This is a genomic window from Rubritalea squalenifaciens DSM 18772, assembly GCF_900141815.1.
Taxonomy (GTDB): domain Bacteria; phylum Verrucomicrobiota; class Verrucomicrobiia; order Verrucomicrobiales; family Akkermansiaceae; genus Rubritalea; species Rubritalea squalenifaciens.
This window is the reverse complement of record NZ_FQYR01000002.1, coordinates 486,259-502,521: the sequence shown is the minus strand read 5'-3', so window position 1 is coordinate 502,521 and position 16,263 is coordinate 486,259. Positions and strand designations below refer to the sequence as shown.

The window sequence follows — 16,263 nt, the reverse complement described above, 5'->3', positions numbered from 1 at the left end:
GCTTATCGGGATACTACTTTAAGTTTCTCAGGGTTCTTCACTCCCATTTCTTTCATGTACTTGATTACACCTTTAGGCCAATAGCCGTTGGTCCCGTTATAGTCGTTGCCAGCTCCAGGAGGGGCGTAGATGCGTGCAATCTGTCCGATGGTGGTTGCTCCCTTGTATGGGCCGTTAGGGTCTGAAAGAACACGTGCCATCCGTTCAACTGAAGCACTCGCATCAGAGAAGGAAATAGGACCCTTTGAGTTAGAAACGCCCATGGCATTGTTCTTGTTCCTGAAGGCGGAACTAGTTCCGTTGGCGGTTTCCAACCTTGCGATAGCCGCCAGAAACACTGGGTTCACACCATACTTCTGGCCATATTCATCAAAGGAAGCTTGCAAACCTTGCATAGGTTTAGGGAGATCCACGCTAGATGTCTTCTGGAAGCCTTCCCCCTCTGCCTCACGGGAAGGCCTGGAGCTGCCAAAGGTTGCTGTTTCGGTGTAGCTCTCAGCATCCACTCTCAGCTCTTTTACTTTAGATATCACATTCTCCGATTTGGCGTCTGGGTTCATCTCAAGCCAAGCAGCCATTTCAGCACGCATGCGCCCATGTGCAATCAATGCCGCCTCTTGCTGGCGGTCATAGTCCTGGCGGGAAGCAGGATCCTCCTTTTCATAGAAAACCGTATAAAGCCCCCTGCCGCTCATCACGTGCTCAGCTAGACTGTCGTACCACTCACCAGCCGTGCTCTCATTCTCGCGTGAATCCCACAGCTTCTTGAACATGTCCAGCTTGGCGTTCAGCGTGCCACGCTCATCACTTCCCCATATAGCACCAGCATCAATTTTGGCATCCATGATGTTATCGATGTCATCCTCAGAAAAGCCAAATGCCTGGAGATTGTCCTCAGAAAAGAAATGTCCGTTGTTGATGGCTTGGTAAGCTGTCGTCTGGTCCATCTTGATCTTGCCACCCCCACCGAAGCCACCGGTCTTGTAATGCTTGTCGATGAGATCAAAGGCAAAGTCAGACACGCTTTTTATCCGGTCCTCTTCATCTCCAATCATCCCATCCAGCCTATCAGCCAATTGCTTTTTCAAGTGCTTGTTCTGCACCAGCTCAAGCTGTGTCTTGATAGCTACATAGTTATCATCATCACCTAGATTACGTGCATCATAGTCAGCAATCATCGATGACACTTGGCCAATGATACGGCTTTGTTGCTCAGGCGAAGATATGTACTGATTGTACAACTCATTCTGGTATTGCTCCAAAGTCCCCTGAAGCTTGACTAGGTCAGAAGGCCGCATCCTCCCACCGGCCGCTTTCTCAATCTCCTCCGTGCTGCTGATCTTACCCGAATAAATATCATCAATGATCGATGCCCCACACTCCCGGGACTCGGAAGCAATCGCCTTATTGGTCAAATCAAGCAGCCTTTCACGCTCAAGATCGTTCATTTCCCAATCACCCTTTAGCAAGCGTTCCTTCAGTTCCCGCGGATTCTTCTCCTGTGCAAGCTTGATCTCGAAATCTCTTTCCCCTCTATCAATCGCATACAGCACTTCGTCTGCAGCCTGCGGGGCGATTGTACCGTTGTCGCGCATCCTTAGGGCGTTCTCCCGAGCAAGCTCGAAATCGCCGCTGGCCATGTACTTTTCATGCCTGAGCTGACCGTCTCTCTTGGCCAGCTGGATCCCGTACACCGTGGCATCCCTGGCGGTCTTCAGCTGGCTGTCGGTCGAATAGTCCACATACCACCTGTCCCACTTGTCACGAGCCTCAGGCGGAAGCTGGTCGACCCCGAGCTTGGCCACAGCATTATTGATGAACTTTTCCCGCCTCTGCACCCAGGTAGACGGGTCATGGTCTGTCGGCAAGGTATTGTCAAAGTCGCCTAACATCGTTCTCAGATCAGCCTGCTTATTTGCCAGGTCATTGTCATTGCGGATGCGCTGGAGCTGTACCTGGTGCCCGAACGCGGACTCACCAATCTGGGAGATCTGCTCGCCCACCTGGGCTGCAGCCTGATGGACTGCGCCCGCGTTGGCCGGGTTAGTAAGTGGCGTACCGCCCGCCGGGTTGAGTAGTTTGGTTTTGGGTATGATGATCATGTTAGTAAGTCGTTTGCTTGCTGGTTTTCCCAGCGGGCTTCTGGCTGGTGCCGAAGAGGCCGATCTGCTTGCCAGTCGCGTACTGGTTGGCCGCAGAGCCAGCGGTGGAAATAAGCGTGCCTAACAGCGCTGTCTTGCCAGCGTTCTTGGCCAGCTCGCCCTGGTATCTGGAATTGCTGGCCTCCTGAAGCAGGTTGTTCCGGCGGCGGTTTGCCTCCCGGTAGTTATCCAGCACGGAGAGCTCCAGCTCAGAGGCCACGTCATTCATGATAGAGAGTGGCGCGCCGGCATCCAGGGCGGCTCCCTGGCCGGCCAAGCGGGCACGAACTGCCGCCAACTCGCGCTCGTTGTTCTTGCGCTCGCGCTTGGCATTTTCCCGCGCCTCCTGCTCCACGAGTTTCGCATCCTGCTCGAGGATGTGGGCATTGTGCTTGGCCATGCTTTCCTGGGCCTTGCCCGACTGATATTGATTCCACGCGGAGTAGATGCCCCCGGCCGCGGTCATGATTAATGATGCTGTTGCCATGGTTAGATTTCTTTGATCAGATGAGTTGTTTGTTCGTCACCCACGCTGAATCCGTGGGTCTGCATAAAGGTCGTCATGGAGGCCCGGGCGGAGCTGAAGAAGATCCGCGCCCTGCCCTGGCTGCGGGCGATCCCGCACAGAGCCTCGATCAGCTCGTCTAGTGCGCTGCGTGCCTGGCGGCCGCTGATTTCCGGCTTGGTCACCAGCCAGGCGATCCAGGCCACGGGCGTGGAATTATCCAGATACAGCCAGCCAGCGGCCCGCTCCTCGCCCTCCTGCGAGACAATGACCCCGCATGCGGGCAGGCACTCAGGCGGGCAGGGCCAGCCACGCTCCAGCCACCAGCCCCCTACCAGCGCACGGTCACGTTCTGGCTGGTATTCCCTAATCATCCGTGATCAGGAAATGGGGCTGAAGGGAGAGGATATTAAGCGGGTAAGGCTCGGTAATGCGGATAGCACAGCGCGCATCCGTATCGTGCCCGCTGGAAAGGATCACCTGCGCATCCTCCAGCACGCCGATCTCATGGCTGAGCGGGATGTGATCCAGATCCACCCACCTGCGGTGAGCCTGATCCAGCTGGTTCCAGGCGAACTTGCCGCGTGCCACTGGCGCCGCTGAGAAGGTGACTGAGCGCATCATGCGCACATTGACCGCATGGACTTTTTTCAGCCGTCCTTTGGTCGATCCTTCCGCCATATTGAAGTCCAGCGGCAGCGTTTCTAACAAAGACTGATAGGATAAGCCCATCTTCACCTCGCTCGCCGCCTGATCCAGGGTAATGGCTCCGGAGCTCACGGTGAACTCGCCGGCATAGCTGCCATCCGCCACAGCCTGCACGCTGCGCCCCTCCAGGTGGTCCAGCCCGCTGATGGTCAGGGTAGCGGGACCGCTGTAGAGCACAGTGGAATCCGTAAAAAGCATTTCATCCAGCGTACCCTGCTCGATCTGCCTGACCTGCTCTACCTGAAAACGCTCGATGTAGTACTGGCTCCCGCGCTGCACACAGACGTAGACACTCTCTTCTTCTCCGGACTCGTAGGAGACGGCTACGGAGATGAAGTCATCTCCAGCTCCCGTGTCGTGGCTGTGCCAGGCGTAGATATTCTGCGCCTTGTCATAGGTGCAGCCGATCAGCTTGCCCGTGCCCGTGGTGGCCCAGTAGATGGAGTCCCGCTGGCTCTGGTAGGCACAGTCGGTGATCTTACCCAGGGTGACGTGTACCGCCAGCATGGTGAGATCATTCGAGCCGTAGCCGTCCTCCTGCAGCGAGTAGCTGATCTCCCGGATCTTGCGTGCTTCGTTCTCCACAAAGAGCAGACCAGACCCTGTTAGAATAGCCGGCAGACTCTCGGAACCGAAGCTGGAAAACTTCCTCAGGATAAACGAAGAGGGGGTAATCACCCCGCCCTCGGAATTGCTAAAGCCCTGCCATTCGCTGCCTGAGGTGCCGATGAAGAGATTCTGCTTGGAGGCGAGCCACTTGATGGCGGACTGGCGGGAGGCGGACATGATGCGCGAGAAGGACCCGTCATCATTACTGCTGCTCTCAAAGTTGTAGTAGTCCTCCGTAGCGGAGGCCCAGAGGCTGGCCGGCTCACGCACCGTACCGCCGAACCACAGGCGGGACTCATGCCAGCACACCGCCGCCGGATAGCCTTCGTAGTCACTCCAGCTGCCGTGCCTCCAGGTGTCTGTAAGATCAGAAGACAGGATAGAGGAGATCACGGTGCCGTGTGCATTCCGAGCATCAGTCACGGAGGTGATAAGTACACGCCCGCGCACCTCCGGATTGATCGCTTCCAGCGTACCGTGAGGATCATTCGCATTACCGTCAGCAGCTTTTTCAAACTTCATGCGCAGCAGCACCTTTTCGCGAGTTTCGCCCTGATAGGAAACATTGCGGTCTGCCCAAGCCTTGCGTGTAAGAATGGTTTTCCATGTGCTGCCGCTGTCCTGGCTTTCCTGTACCTTGATAGTGCCGCGCCAATTTCCGGTGGTACTGACAAGCCAATCCCCCTGCACAGGGATGCTCTCACTGATACCGGAGGATCGGAATGAGAGGCGCACCTCGTTCTCCTCCAGAGGGTGAGTCACCTCTACCTCACCGCCAACGTGCAAAGACTCAAAAGAATCCAGCGAGCACTGGAGATTCACCGTGTCACCCGGCGCCAGGTCCTCGCGTACCACATCCGTAGTAAGGGTAGCCGTGAGCAGTGCGTTTGCCTCTGCCACCAGTCGCATCAGGCCCGGTGCAGCTACCGTACCGCTATCGCTACCAGCCGCGGTGTAGCTGCCCATAGCCGTCCAAGAGCCTCCACCGTTTTCGGTATACTCCAGCCGCATGGTGCCAGCGGACAAGGAGCTGATATCCAGAGACCAGGCAGAGGTGACAGGTATCGAGGGAGACTCGGCTTCCTCGCCTGAGGCCACTGCCACACTAAGGTTCAAGCTGGAACTCAGCTGCTCCGTGCTTGAGCTGATAGGCGTGACACCGAGCTGATTGCCATATTGGAATGTTTTGAACGGCGGGTAATCGAAAGCCATTTCCCCGAGGGTCCAGGAGGTGGGCCCGAAGTGACTGAGCTGACGCGGGGCGTATGCACGGTGCGCTATAAACATCACGTCATTGATCTGCTCCGTCTGTAGCTCAAAGATCTCGTCCCCGCTCCAGGGGGTACTGAGCTCCACGCTGCCCACACGCTGGCCATCCTGATAGACGCGCATCTTATAGTCACTGAATGCCAGTATGTAGCCCTGCTGGGTAGTCGGCTGGAAGGTGATCAGCCGGCACTTGCCCAGCGCCTCCTCCACCAGCGTGGTGCCCATCCTCCGCCTCACCCCGCCATAGGGGGTGCAGATGAAATTCCGAATGATGCGCGCGCCCGAGCGGTACTTGTCCAGATCGATACGCGAGTCCAGCCAGGGAGCCATTTCCCCTGAGTTGAATGATGCCTGATTACCCTTGATTACTGCCATGTTTGTCTCTCCTTACTTCTCTCATCAGCGCCGATACGCGCTTGCGATCGCGGTGTACGTGGAAACACACCGCCTCTGCTCCTCTCACCTGCTCCACCCCGCTCTGCCCGATGATGAAGAAGGACAGGGAGCTGCCCCCCTGATTGTCATTTCTGTTAGCCCCACGCACGAGCCAGCGGCTGCCGCAGAGACGCTTGCTCGCCATGCCTATCATGATGTCCTCCGGCCCTAGCGGGAACTGGTAGTACTCGCCCACCTCCGCCGCCAGAGCCGGGAGCAGACTCACCCGCAGCGCGTAGACCGCCCCGTACCAAGCGCGCCTGCGCGGGCCGGAGCTCTGGAACCCGACCGCATCCACGGCCCCGCTGAGCAGGGGGTCTAGCCACTCCCTACCTAACAGCAGCGTGTCACTGTCCACCTTAACCACGCATTCACCGGGAACATCCGCCAGATACTGCATTTGCGTGAGCGCCCAGTCGCAGCCGTTGAGATTGCCATTGCGGGCGGTGCTGCTCTGCTTCACCCGCACCCCCATAGTCTCCAGCTCAGTCACCTGATCGCCAGTGAAGGGATTGGTCGAGTCACTCACTACATGCAGTGTAGCTTCTGGAAAGGTACTGGCTGCACACCTAACAGATTCTACAAGAAATTCGAAATGCGGCCGATAACTGAACCACACGATAGATAGCTTCGTCATTCGCTTAGGCTGGGCCTGTGGTTATATCGAGTTCGACCACGAGATCACCTTCGGTAGTCACGAGCCCATCTACCCAGTTCACTGTAGCCACAGGGCTTCCATCCCGGTTGAAGGTGATGGACCCGGTTCCTCCGTTCGCGGCGTTATAGGCCACGATGATAGGATTCACACTTTCTTCATCGACTACGGCATCTTCACCTGGATCGCCTTGCGGCCCCTGAGGACCCATCGGGCCTGCCGGACCCGTGGCTCCGGTAAACCCCTGTGGCCCCATCGGACCCTCTTCCCCCTGGATGCCCTGAACCCCCTGCGGTCCCTGCGGGCCAGCCGGCCCGGTCTCTCCCTGGATTCCTTGAATGCCCTGCGGCCCCTCAGGCCCCGGCTCGCCCTGTGGCCCCGCAGGACCGACCGCCAATTCCGGGTCAGGGTCTTGAAAATAACATGGATCGTCTTCTGCCATTGTCTTAGTCGATTATCTGGTTTTGTTGGATGTAGAGAGACTCACGCAGCCTCTCTAGGGTCGGGTTGTTTTCATTGGAACGGTCGTCCTGGGAATCCGCCGTGATGGCATCTGGCAGGACGGTGCGCAGGTATTCCTGCTGCAGCTCCATGCCGAGCCTGCGACTGCCCGTGATGCCGGGAGCTATCTTGGCCGCCAGCAAGGTAGCCACACATTCCACGAAGCCCACGTCCCAGAGGTTCGGGTCACAGGCGTCCTCAATGTATTCCTCATAGAGATGCTCATACTCGGAGTGCACCACCTGCCCGGCTATATTGAAGCGCTCCGCCTTCGCCCCCCGCTCCTCGTCCGCCCACATGCGGATGTGGCGGATCCACTTGGCCGGCAGGTCATGGGCGTAGGGATACTTCACCGCATGGCTGTCGTTGTTAGGAAGCAGCTGGGCAAAGCGCGTGGCGAAATTCCAGTTGTGCGCCCTGAGCACCTGGCGGCGGGCAAGCGGGAGTGCCATGCGGCACAGGCGCGCCTGCTCGCTATTGTCATAGATATAGTTGATCGAGTACTGCCCCAGCTTCGCCAGCGCCAGGTTGCAGATTTCTTCAATAGTCGGGTGATTGGCCATACTTGCTTAGTCGTGTTTTTGATGGCGCAGTGAATAGGCGGAGGTGGACTTCAGCAGCTCCTTCTTCGGGCAGTCCTTTGCCGGACATTTTTCCCCCGCCAGACCTAACAGAGCCTCCAGCCGCGCCGTGCGCTGGATGTGGCCGATCTGGGTTTCCTTTGCCTGCTCCAGCTCGTGGCGCAGCTCCTTGCGGTCGGCATCGCATTCCTTAATGTGTTTCTCCGTGCGGGCGATGTCCCGCTTGAACATCCAGATCAAGCCAGCCACCACCGAGCCAAAGGCGGAGATCACCACCGGGTCACTGAGTGTCATTTCCCGCCTCCCTCCTGTATCCCAGCACCCGGCTTCGCGGATACTTGGCGATCGAGACGCGGTTTGCCTGGTTGCCGCCCAGACAGTAAATGTGCTCGCTGCCTGCCTCACCCCAGTAAAGACCCACATGCCCCTGCCAGCCCTGGCGTGAGCCGCGCCAGAAGACGACGATGTCTCCCTTGCGCGGCTTCTCCACCGGCTCTCCCCACTGCAGGAACGAGCGCGCCGCCGCGCTGCCCGTGCCGCGAATGCCGGACTTCGCCAGCATGGTATTGATAAAAATGGCACACCAGGCCAGCTCGCCATCGTCCTTTGCCCAGGAGAAAAAGGAACGGATCCAGCCCAGGATCGTCCGGTTGCTCTCCGCACCAGGCACCTCACTCAGCCCCAGGTATTCCTGCGCTCGCTCGGCGTAGGCAGGAACCTTTGTTAGACCTGCGGCATCCAGATGCTGCTGGCAGGCATCCGCCAGCGCGGCACGGGTGCGCACACCCTCTATGCCATCGAGCGGCCCCGGATCAAAGCCATGCTCGCGTAGCGCGTACTGCTGCAAGTAAACGGCAAGCTCCGCGCGGGTATCGATTGTCTTCGGTATCTTCATCGCTCCTCCTACTTGTCCGCCTCTACCGGCGTGTACGTCCCGCCAATCTTCGCCTCGCCGCCCGTCTGCGGGATCGGCAGGCTGAAATCGAAACCGATGGACAAGCCATTCGGCGTACAAGAACTCAGCCCCATCCAGGCCACCGCCATCATCATGATTCTCATCATCTTCTTCCCTCCTTTTCTCGATTACTGAGCCCCGACAGTCTCGGAGCTCTTGTTGTTATCCCGTGCACTTGCACCGAGGAAGAACACCGCCGCGATCACGACGACCTTCCCCACCAGCGGCAGCCACTCGGGCTCCGTCTGTGTCTGCAGGAACTCACCGAGTGCTACGGCGGCCCCTGATACTGTTGTCTTCCAGCTTTTCATTCCTCTACTTCTGTTCGTTTCTTCCCACTTCAAAAAAAATCACACACACGCCTCACCGCGCCACTACACCTCAGGGTCCAGCGTCACCGTACCATCGGGATGGATCGTGTAGGCAGGCAGTGCCGCTACCTTGGCCAGCAGCCTGTCCAGCTCCGGCTGGAGCGGTGTGCCGCCCATGAAGCCAGCCAGGAAGGTCACGTACTTCGAGGACAGGTCAAACATCTCCGCCGCATCCGTGCCCAGCTCCACCAGCGTGGCCGCCACATCCGGCGAGCCCCACAGGGTATCAAAGTTTTCCTCCCAGTATGCCACCAGCACCTTGGCCGTCTGCGGCATGGATTCCCTCAGCCTCGCCGCACGTTTTTCGGCGGGAGTCGGCGGGGTCGTCGTCGTTGTTTCTAATACACTCATCTCGTTATTCTCTCGTTTTGTTAGGAATGCATGCGCTGCCACTGCGCGTCATCCACCCGGTATAGTTTCTTGATAAAGTCCACCTGCTCGGCAGATGGCCTGAGCTTGTCCTCGCTGGCATTCACCCGGGGCAGCTCCAGCCCGGTAAGCTTTTCAAATTCCTCCACACCCTCAGGCGTGAGTGGCAGCAGGCGCGTATCCTCATGAACTCCCATCAGCTGCGGCCGCAAATGAATGTCCGTGCTGAATGGATCCTCTCGGCTGATGTACACCAGGAAGCGGTTGAAGCTCATCCCCCGCGGGATCACCCCCAGCGGCACCTTCCGGTAAAAGCTGTAAGCAGACACCACACGCGCCACCGGATCACGGAAGAGCGCCACCCGCTGCACCTCATCGGCCACCGGAGCCTTCAGCAGCAGATCCGCCGCATGCAGCAGGCGCATGCCATGCTCGAACTCCGCACTACTGTTAGACCCTAGTAGCCCACGCACCTGCTCCGCTTTCACCGCATCCCTCTTGGCCAGCAGCGCCAGCTTCAGGCTGGTGCAGGCCACCTTCGGCGTGGACTTCGCGTACCAGCCGGAGGGCGTCTGGTGGTAGGTATAGAGGTACTCAGCATTCATGCACTGGAATTCCTCCCACTCCAGCCGCTCCCAATATCCCAGCCCCAGTCTCGGGCGTATCTCTCTCGTATCCATGCTCATGACAATTGAAAGGACTGATGGGTTAGTGTGATCGCCTGATCGATGTTCTGGTGCAGATTCCCGATGGTCGTGTCATTGCCCGTCTGAAAGGCGATCGGCGTATTCAGCGCGTAGAAGCCCGCCTGGCGGGACAGCCACAGGTCCTGCCCCAGCCCCGCCAGATGGAAGTCATCCGGAGCCTCCAGCACCTCTTCATAGGACGGCACCCACAGCTGGAAAAGATCCTGGCAGCGACCGATGTGATACACCATCGCGTGCGTGGTCGTCATGTTCCTCACCCGACTGGTATAGCCGCCCACCTGCTGCTGATAGAAACGAAAGCCCGGTACCCATTGGTCAAAGCGGCAGCCTCCCAGATTCAGGCAGCGCCACTCCGGATCATGCGCATTCAGCTCCAGGATCGCTCCCTCGATCACCGCATCGCAATCCATCTGACTGGCAAACACACAATCATCCTCCAGCACCACCGCGTACTCGTGCCCCAGCTCATGCAGGTTCTCGATCGCCCGGCGGTGCGCCGCAAAGCAGCCCACATTCCCCAGCTCGGTAGCCTGCTGCGGTCTGTCCGGAAACTGCTCCGCCAGCCGCGGGTAGCAGGTGATCATCAGCCGCTCCAGATAGCCCAGCCGCTCCGCCTGCTCAAAGGCCGCACGCAGACGTGACGACCCCTGAGTCGTTATCAAATTATACCTCAGCATCCTTACACCAGATTCCCGAGTGGCAATGAACCCACTCCATCCTTCTCGATAGAAACCGCCGTACCATTCACCACTAGCCTCACCAGGCCGTTGCCCCCGCCATCGCGGAAGGCCAGCTGCGTGTGCGTACCACTGTAGCCAAAGACTCCCAGCGCCGGTGTACCATCGCCTCCTCCGGAAAAGCTGTTGCCTATCACGATGGAGGCCGTGCTCGTCCCCAAATCGCGGTTGCTGCTGATGCAGACATCATAGCTATGGTGCGTGCGCGTGTTAGAGCCGATCGCCACACCTTGCGTGTCATTGGAGTAGGAACGGTAGCCGATCACCGTGGCACTTACACCACTCGCTAAAGTCTCCATCCCTACGGCCGTGCCACCATTTCCAGAGTAAGAATTAAATCCCGTGGAAACACAACCCGTACCACCAAAGCTACCGTAGCCGACCGCTACCGTTCCAAAGCCCTGGCTCAAGGCGTTACAGCCCATCGCCACACCACCTGCCTGACTGGCGTAGGCACGACTACCAGCGGCCAGAGTTTCAGCGTTTTGAGCGTGGGCTCCATAGCCCAGCGCAGTGGCACTCCTCCCACCGACCCCAGAGCTGTCACCCACCGCCATACTATGAAAGTTCCCAAAGCGCGCATCCACATCAGCACCGATGAAAACCCCATTATCGCCACTGATCGGCTCGCTCACGTCACGGCCGACCACCACCATCTTGCCCTTGGCTCGGCTGGCTCGCCCGATCGCCACACCGGCCGGAGTCAAACCACTCGTCATCGCCCCGTAGCCAACCGCCACACTATTCAGGCTCTGCGCATTCGACCAATAGCCGATGGCTATATTCCGCATGTTAGTCGCCTGGGACTGGTAGCCTACCGCCACACACCCTCGCGCCTGACCTACGCTACCCGTACCGATCGCTACCGATCCAAAGGCATTGGAGGTCACCTTCGTCCGGCTACCAATCGCCACCGAGTCCCTGCCACTCACGTAGGCATTGATCGTATTCGCCTGATCCGGGAAAATCCCCACGGACTTCTCCGAGGTCTGGATCCCTGGCTCAGCCACGATCAGCCCGCCCTGCTCCTGCCGGGCATAAAAGAAATTCCGCGCCGAGAGCACCCAACCCTCGCTCGCTGAGTAGAACTCGCACATCAGCGCATCGTCCTCCTTCAGCACATTCTCCAGCACGCCCGTCGCGCCCCTCGTCGTGAGAGTGCCCGGCCCGCGCACCGCTATCTTGTCTCCTCGCTGCGGGGTCCCGGTACTCACCTGAGACAAGTCATAGCGGTAGCCCGCCAGACTCACCACCCGGTTTTGATGGCCCTCCACAGAGCCTACCAGGATATCTTCACTCAGCGCGATCTGGTCCGTCCAGTCGATCGCGCCACCCGTCTGCCCGAGGTCTCCATCATTGTCCCATGCCTTGATGATCTTACCCATGTCTTTAAAAAAATTGGTTTGGGGGAATTGTTTGTTAGAAAAATATAAAATTGGGAGGGAGCACGCAGCCCCCTCCCGGGCCCTTATGCTAACGCGATGTAAGGGATGTAGAACGACACCTTGCCTGAGGCAGGTACCGTCGCCTTGATCTGGAAGACGATCCAGGTGGACTCCTCCAGTTCCGGCTCATGCGCCGCAGGCACCGTGGCAGACCCCACCGGGTTCGCCGCGCCCATCGTCGCCTTGCTGGTGAACGTGCCCTCGGCATCCACCAGGCCGATCTCTCCATTGAAACCGGCGGCATCCGTATCCGCCAGGATCTCGATATTGTGCCACTCGATCTGGGCACCCGCCTTCAGGCGGATCACGCCGATCATCTGGTCCGCCACCTCAGAGCCATCGATGGTATAGTCCACCTTGACCTTCAGCTGGGTACGCGGATCACGCGGGATAAGCGCTGCGGAATTGTGGAAAGCATCATGCTGCTGCTTGCCTTTGTCGGTGAAGAAATTCACCACATCATCTATCTTTGCCATAATCTCTCTATCTCCTTTCTTCGTTGAGTTCTAGAACCTGTTAGGCAGTCACGAGACACGGCAGCTTCCACACGCCCTTCTCCTCCAGGCGTGTCGCACCCGCGGCGAACTTCGCACGGATCTGGATCGCCTCGCTCAAGTCATCACGCACGCTCATCTTCACCGAGTAGTTGTTACGCGGGCAGTAGCACACGCGGGACTTCACCCAGGCAACACAGTCCGTCACCAGATCACTGGAGACCGTACGCTGCGGCAGCTGCTCGGTACGCAGGATCTGCACCCCGAGGAAGCTATCGATATCCCCGTTGCGCACCGCCTCCACAGCCGTCACGTACTCCTTGTGGTGCACGTAGACATCCTGATAGAGATCCTCGATCCCCGCCGCATTCGTGGCCAGCACGAGTCGGTCGGAGCCATTCTTGATCCCCTTGCCAAAGGCCTCGTTCTCCATCGCCAGGCGGCGGAGACGCGCAAACTTGTCAAAGCTCAAGCCAATGTTAGAGGTGGTTCCATCATAGTGGAAATCCAGCGGGATCGTCTGCTCCGTAGGGAGCTCAATCGCTGTCACGCCCTGCTCGCCCTCGTAGTTCGTCCCCAGCACACCATCGATGATGATCTCCTCGGACTTACGCTCGTAGGCAGACTGCAGCTCCTTCATCGTCTCAGGAACCGGCAAGGTCTGGTTGTTCAGCTTGATCTCGTCGAACTCGTCAAAGCCAATCGCCTTGTGGAATTCCTTCGCATACACGGCGCGCTTCGCCATATCCATTTCATCCAGCTCGGTCTTCTCCATTCGGCCTGTCTTCTCGACAAACTCCGTCGGCTGGATCTGATCGATGAGCTTTACTTTGCCGCTCATCGGAACGATGGTCACACCCTCCTTCAGACGGTTATGCGTCTGCTGTAGAAGGCTGTTCCACATCGTTGGTAACTGTGGCTGGTAATGCTGCACCAGCTCTGTCGCAGTTGAAAATGTGAACATTTTTTCTGAATCGGTTTGGTTGAATTCTTGCTCACTTCCGATCCCCTGATCAGAAGCTATTCAAAACAGCTTTCCGATTGTCTGCCATGTTCCATCGGCAGGTCGTAGCCTAACGGGACACCCCGCTGGTCGTCACTAAATCCCTCGCAGGTCCAGCCAAGTGCCGGATTGTCTGCCTCCCTCAGTCGACATCCCTATCATCCCCCAAATCACCTCCCACAGTCAACCTAAAAAACACAACCTCCACACCCATCTAACAACGTATAAACACCTACCTATATAGCCTCCCACCTCCCCCCCCACACCAAAAACCACACCTCCTCCACCAGACAACCACCCAGCGTGTCACATCTTAAGCTTTACGTCTCAAGCCCACAAAACACACCCCATCTAGCCAGGCTCCATCAAGCAGGGCTTCATCCCCCCCATTCGTGAGATTCGTTCCATTCGTGGTAAAAAAGCTCCATCTACCCCAGCGAACCCCAACGGGGTTCCGGCTCCCAGCCCGGGGTTGCGATCCACAAGATCGCTACCCTAGGACCCCCACACAAAAAAACACGACCCCAACGGGGTCGCGCAAAAACTTCATCAAACAGGGCTTCATTCCCCCCATTCGTGAGATTCGTACGATTCGTGGTAAAAACGCTCCATCTACCCCGGCGAACCCCAACGGGGTTCCGGCTCCCAGCCCGGGGTTGCGATCCACAAGATCGCTACCCCGGGAAACACACACATAATAAAAGACACGACCCCAACGGGGTCGCGCAAAAGCTTCACCTAGCAGGGTTCCATCCTCCCCATTCGTGAGATTCGTTTCATTCGTGGTAAAAAACCCTCATCTAGCAGGGTTTAATCATCCCCGCTTTCTGTCCCATCCGTCTATTCCGTAGTTAAACCCGCTCCATCTAGCCAGCAATCTAACCCAATCTGCGTAATCTGTGGCTAAAAATGCTTCATCAGTCAGGGTATCAGTCATCAGTAATTCCCCGCGGGGCCAGGTTCCATCAAGCAGACCTTTATCCTCTATCCTTTTTCCTGATCACTCCCCGCAGGGACCTCATTCAGGCCCAATGACTAGTGCCCCTTGACCGATGACGAGGCCGCAGGCCTCCTATCACTCCCCGCAGGGGCTTCCATCTGCCTCATTGATGTAGTCTGTGGCTATGCCTGCTTTCTTCAGCTTCTTTTCCAGCCACGTGGCTAACTGCTGTGCCACGCTTTCGAGTTGTGCAATATGTTCTCCCTTGAAGAAGAGATAAGTATGAAAATCTCCCAGGCATAATTCGATTTTCAGATGAACCACTTCTTCCTCCCCGAGATCCATGTAGGTAATAAAAAGATCATTATACTCTCCAGCGAACTCCTTACTCCACACACAATTATTTCCCTTTTTTTCTTCAGACGCCAGAAACTGTAATATCGAGAGTACCTGCACCCAATTATCCATAGGCAAAATTAATGTCGTACCAGGCTCGAAAATGATGTGAATTCGTGGAACCGAGTCATGCTCATAAATACTAATAAAAACATCGCCCTCTTTAGCGTTCCGCTTCAATTTTTTTAGAGATTTACTGCTCATACACGTTGCCTTCTACACTCACGTTTCTTCCCCTCAAAGAAGAGGCCATTCCCAGGCAAAAGACAAGCCACTTCCCCCCACCTTCTGTCCCTTCCGCCTATTCCGTGGTTAAACCCGCTCCATCATGCCAGCAATCTAACCCAATCTGCGTAATCTGTGGCCAAACACGTTTCAGCTAGTCAGGTTTCATCAAGCAGGGCTGTATACTTTCTACTTGATACTGATCACTCCCCGCAGGGGCCCCAAGCAGGCCTTTATCCTCTATCCTTTTTCCTGATCACTCCCCGCAGGGACCTCATTCAGGCCCAATGACTAGTGACCCTTGACCAATGACGAGGCCACAGACCTCCTATCAGTAATACCCCGCAGGGGCCACCCCGGAGGGGTGACAGAGGGTAGCGCGGCGGTAAGCTTGCCACGGCAAGCGCCACCCCGGGAACCTCCCCCCAAAAAAAACAACCACCCCGGAGGGGTGGCAGAACACGCTTCAGCTAGTCAGGCTCCATCAAGTAGGAATCAGTCATCAGTAATCACCAATCAGTAATGCCCCGTAGGGGCCAGGTTCCATCCACCCCCATTCGTTCCATTCGTGGTAAAAAATTCCTCCATCTAGCAGGGCTCCATCATGCCAGCAATCTAACCCAATCTGCGTAATCTGTGGCTAAACACGTTTCAGCTAGTCAGGTTTCATCAAGCAGGGCTGTATACTTTCTACTTGATACTGATCACTCCCCGCAGGGGCCCCAAGCAGGCCTTTATCCTCTATCCTTATTCCTGATCACTCCCACCCCCTCCTCACTCAGATGCATCTCCGCTCTCCCCAGCAGAGAACTCACGCTGCGCTTCAGCAACGAACCATCCACCTTCTTCAGGCAATACCCGGCAACTCCCCGCAGCTCAGCCGGATAAAGAATCTGGCTCTGAAACTCCAACGCACCATCATAAAAATCGCAGCTCAGATCACAGCCCAGTACCGACTGCAGCGCCGGAATCACCTGCTCACACAGAAAGTCATCCACCAGCAGGTGATACTCATTCATCTCCCCGTCCACCAAAGCAAAGCAATGATCCACCCCGATCCCCAGCGAAGGTGACACATACTCGATCACCACCCGGACATCCGCCAACGCCAGCGACCAAAGCTCCTCCCCCTCACGCACACAACAAACCCTCTCCCCCTCACAACGATATGTCAGCTCACTCTCCATAGATCAAATAACCCCTAACACCCCCACAAC

General features: G+C 57.2%; 19 protein-coding genes. All 19 read right to left on the bottom strand.

Translation table 11 applies throughout. The annotated features are described in order from the left end of the window. Positions 1–2: 2 nt before the first annotated feature. The gene (locus BUB27_RS02420; protein WP_143157951.1) at positions 3–2,102 is read right to left on the bottom strand and encodes a glucosaminidase domain-containing protein; all 2,100 of its coding nucleotides are present in this window, start codon (positions 2,100–2,102) and stop codon (positions 3–5) included. A 1-nt stretch (position 2,103) separates the two neighbouring features. Further along, positions 2,104–2,628 (bottom strand): virion core protein, T7 gp14 family, encoded by a 525-nt coding sequence (locus BUB27_RS02415; protein ID WP_143157950.1) that lies wholly within the window; start codon positions 2,626–2,628, stop codon positions 2,104–2,106. Positions 2,629–2,630: 2 nt separating this feature from the next. Next, positions 2,631–3,020, bottom strand: coding sequence for a GNAT family N-acetyltransferase (locus BUB27_RS02410; protein ID WP_143157949.1), 390 nt, complete (start codon positions 3,018–3,020; stop codon positions 2,631–2,633). Next, positions 3,013–5,607, bottom strand: a complete 2,595-nt coding sequence (locus tag BUB27_RS02405) for a phage tail protein (protein ID WP_143157948.1) — start codon at positions 5,605–5,607, stop codon at positions 3,013–3,015. The genes BUB27_RS02410 and BUB27_RS02405 overlap by 8 nt, the downstream gene beginning before the upstream one ends. Then, on the bottom strand, positions 5,588–6,304 hold the full coding sequence (locus BUB27_RS02400) for a hypothetical protein (RefSeq protein ID WP_143157947.1): 717 nt from the start codon (positions 6,302–6,304) through the stop codon (positions 5,588–5,590). Before BUB27_RS02400 ends, BUB27_RS02405 begins: the two co-directional genes overlap by 20 nt. A 4-nt stretch (positions 6,305–6,308) precedes the next feature. Continuing rightward, complete coding sequence (locus BUB27_RS19165) at positions 6,309–6,764, bottom strand: collagen-like protein (protein ID WP_143157946.1); 456 nt, start codon at positions 6,762–6,764, stop codon at positions 6,309–6,311. Between the two features lie 4 nt (positions 6,765–6,768). Then, positions 6,769–7,386, bottom strand: a complete 618-nt coding sequence (locus tag BUB27_RS02390) for a phage connector family protein (RefSeq protein WP_143157945.1) — start codon at positions 7,384–7,386, stop codon at positions 6,769–6,771. Between the two features lie 6 nt (positions 7,387–7,392). Then, positions 7,393–7,698 (bottom strand): hypothetical protein, encoded by a 306-nt coding sequence (locus BUB27_RS02385; protein ID WP_143157944.1) that lies wholly within the window; start codon positions 7,696–7,698, stop codon positions 7,393–7,395. Further along, on the bottom strand, positions 7,685–8,299 hold the full coding sequence (locus BUB27_RS02380; RefSeq protein ID WP_143157943.1) for an NlpC/P60 family protein: 615 nt from the start codon (positions 8,297–8,299) through the stop codon (positions 7,685–7,687). The genes BUB27_RS02385 and BUB27_RS02380 overlap by 14 nt, the downstream gene beginning before the upstream one ends. An 8-nt stretch (positions 8,300–8,307) precedes the next feature. Beyond that, positions 8,308–8,466 carry a hypothetical protein gene (locus tag BUB27_RS18835; RefSeq protein ID WP_159434749.1) on the bottom strand — a complete coding sequence of 53 codons (159 nt, stop codon included), beginning with the start codon at positions 8,464–8,466 and terminating at the stop codon, positions 8,308–8,310. A gap of 21 nt (positions 8,467–8,487) precedes the next feature. Further along, entirely contained in the window at positions 8,488–8,670 is a 183-nt protein-coding gene (locus tag BUB27_RS02375; protein ID WP_143157942.1) for a hypothetical protein, read from the bottom strand. A gap of 63 nt (positions 8,671–8,733) precedes the next feature. Further along, positions 8,734–9,081 carry a hypothetical protein gene (locus tag BUB27_RS02370; RefSeq protein WP_143157941.1) on the bottom strand — a complete coding sequence of 116 codons (348 nt, stop codon included), beginning with the start codon at positions 9,079–9,081 and terminating at the stop codon, positions 8,734–8,736. Positions 9,082–9,101: 20 nt separating this feature from the next. After that, positions 9,102–9,779: a sulfotransferase family 2 domain-containing protein gene (locus BUB27_RS02365; protein WP_159434748.1), complete on the bottom strand. Its 678-nt coding sequence runs from the start codon at positions 9,777–9,779 to the stop codon at positions 9,102–9,104. A 2-nt stretch (positions 9,780–9,781) separates the two neighbouring features. Next, positions 9,782–10,468 carry a glycosyltransferase family 25 protein gene (locus BUB27_RS02360; protein ID WP_143157939.1) on the bottom strand — a complete coding sequence of 229 codons (687 nt, stop codon included), beginning with the start codon at positions 10,466–10,468 and terminating at the stop codon, positions 9,782–9,784. 17 nt (positions 10,469–10,485) lie between these two features. Beyond that, entirely contained in the window at positions 10,486–11,928 is a 1,443-nt protein-coding gene (locus tag BUB27_RS02355) for a hypothetical protein (RefSeq protein ID WP_143157938.1), read from the bottom strand. An 83-nt stretch (positions 11,929–12,011) separates the two neighbouring features. Beyond that, the gene (locus tag BUB27_RS02350; RefSeq protein WP_143157937.1) at positions 12,012–12,464 is read right to left on the bottom strand and encodes a hypothetical protein; all 453 of its coding nucleotides are present in this window, start codon (positions 12,462–12,464) and stop codon (positions 12,012–12,014) included. A gap of 40 nt (positions 12,465–12,504) precedes the next feature. Next, positions 12,505–13,446 carry a phage capsid protein gene (locus tag BUB27_RS02345; RefSeq protein ID WP_143157936.1) on the bottom strand — a complete coding sequence of 314 codons (942 nt, stop codon included), beginning with the start codon at positions 13,444–13,446 and terminating at the stop codon, positions 12,505–12,507. Positions 13,447–14,560: 1,114 nt separating this feature from the next. Next, positions 14,561–15,025 (bottom strand): hypothetical protein, encoded by a 465-nt coding sequence (locus BUB27_RS02340; protein ID WP_143157935.1) that lies wholly within the window; start codon positions 15,023–15,025, stop codon positions 14,561–14,563. A gap of 755 nt (positions 15,026–15,780) precedes the next feature. After that, positions 15,781–16,233 carry a hypothetical protein gene (locus BUB27_RS02335; RefSeq protein ID WP_143157934.1) on the bottom strand — a complete coding sequence of 151 codons (453 nt, stop codon included), beginning with the start codon at positions 16,231–16,233 and terminating at the stop codon, positions 15,781–15,783. Between the last annotated feature and the right edge of the window lie 30 nt (positions 16,234–16,263).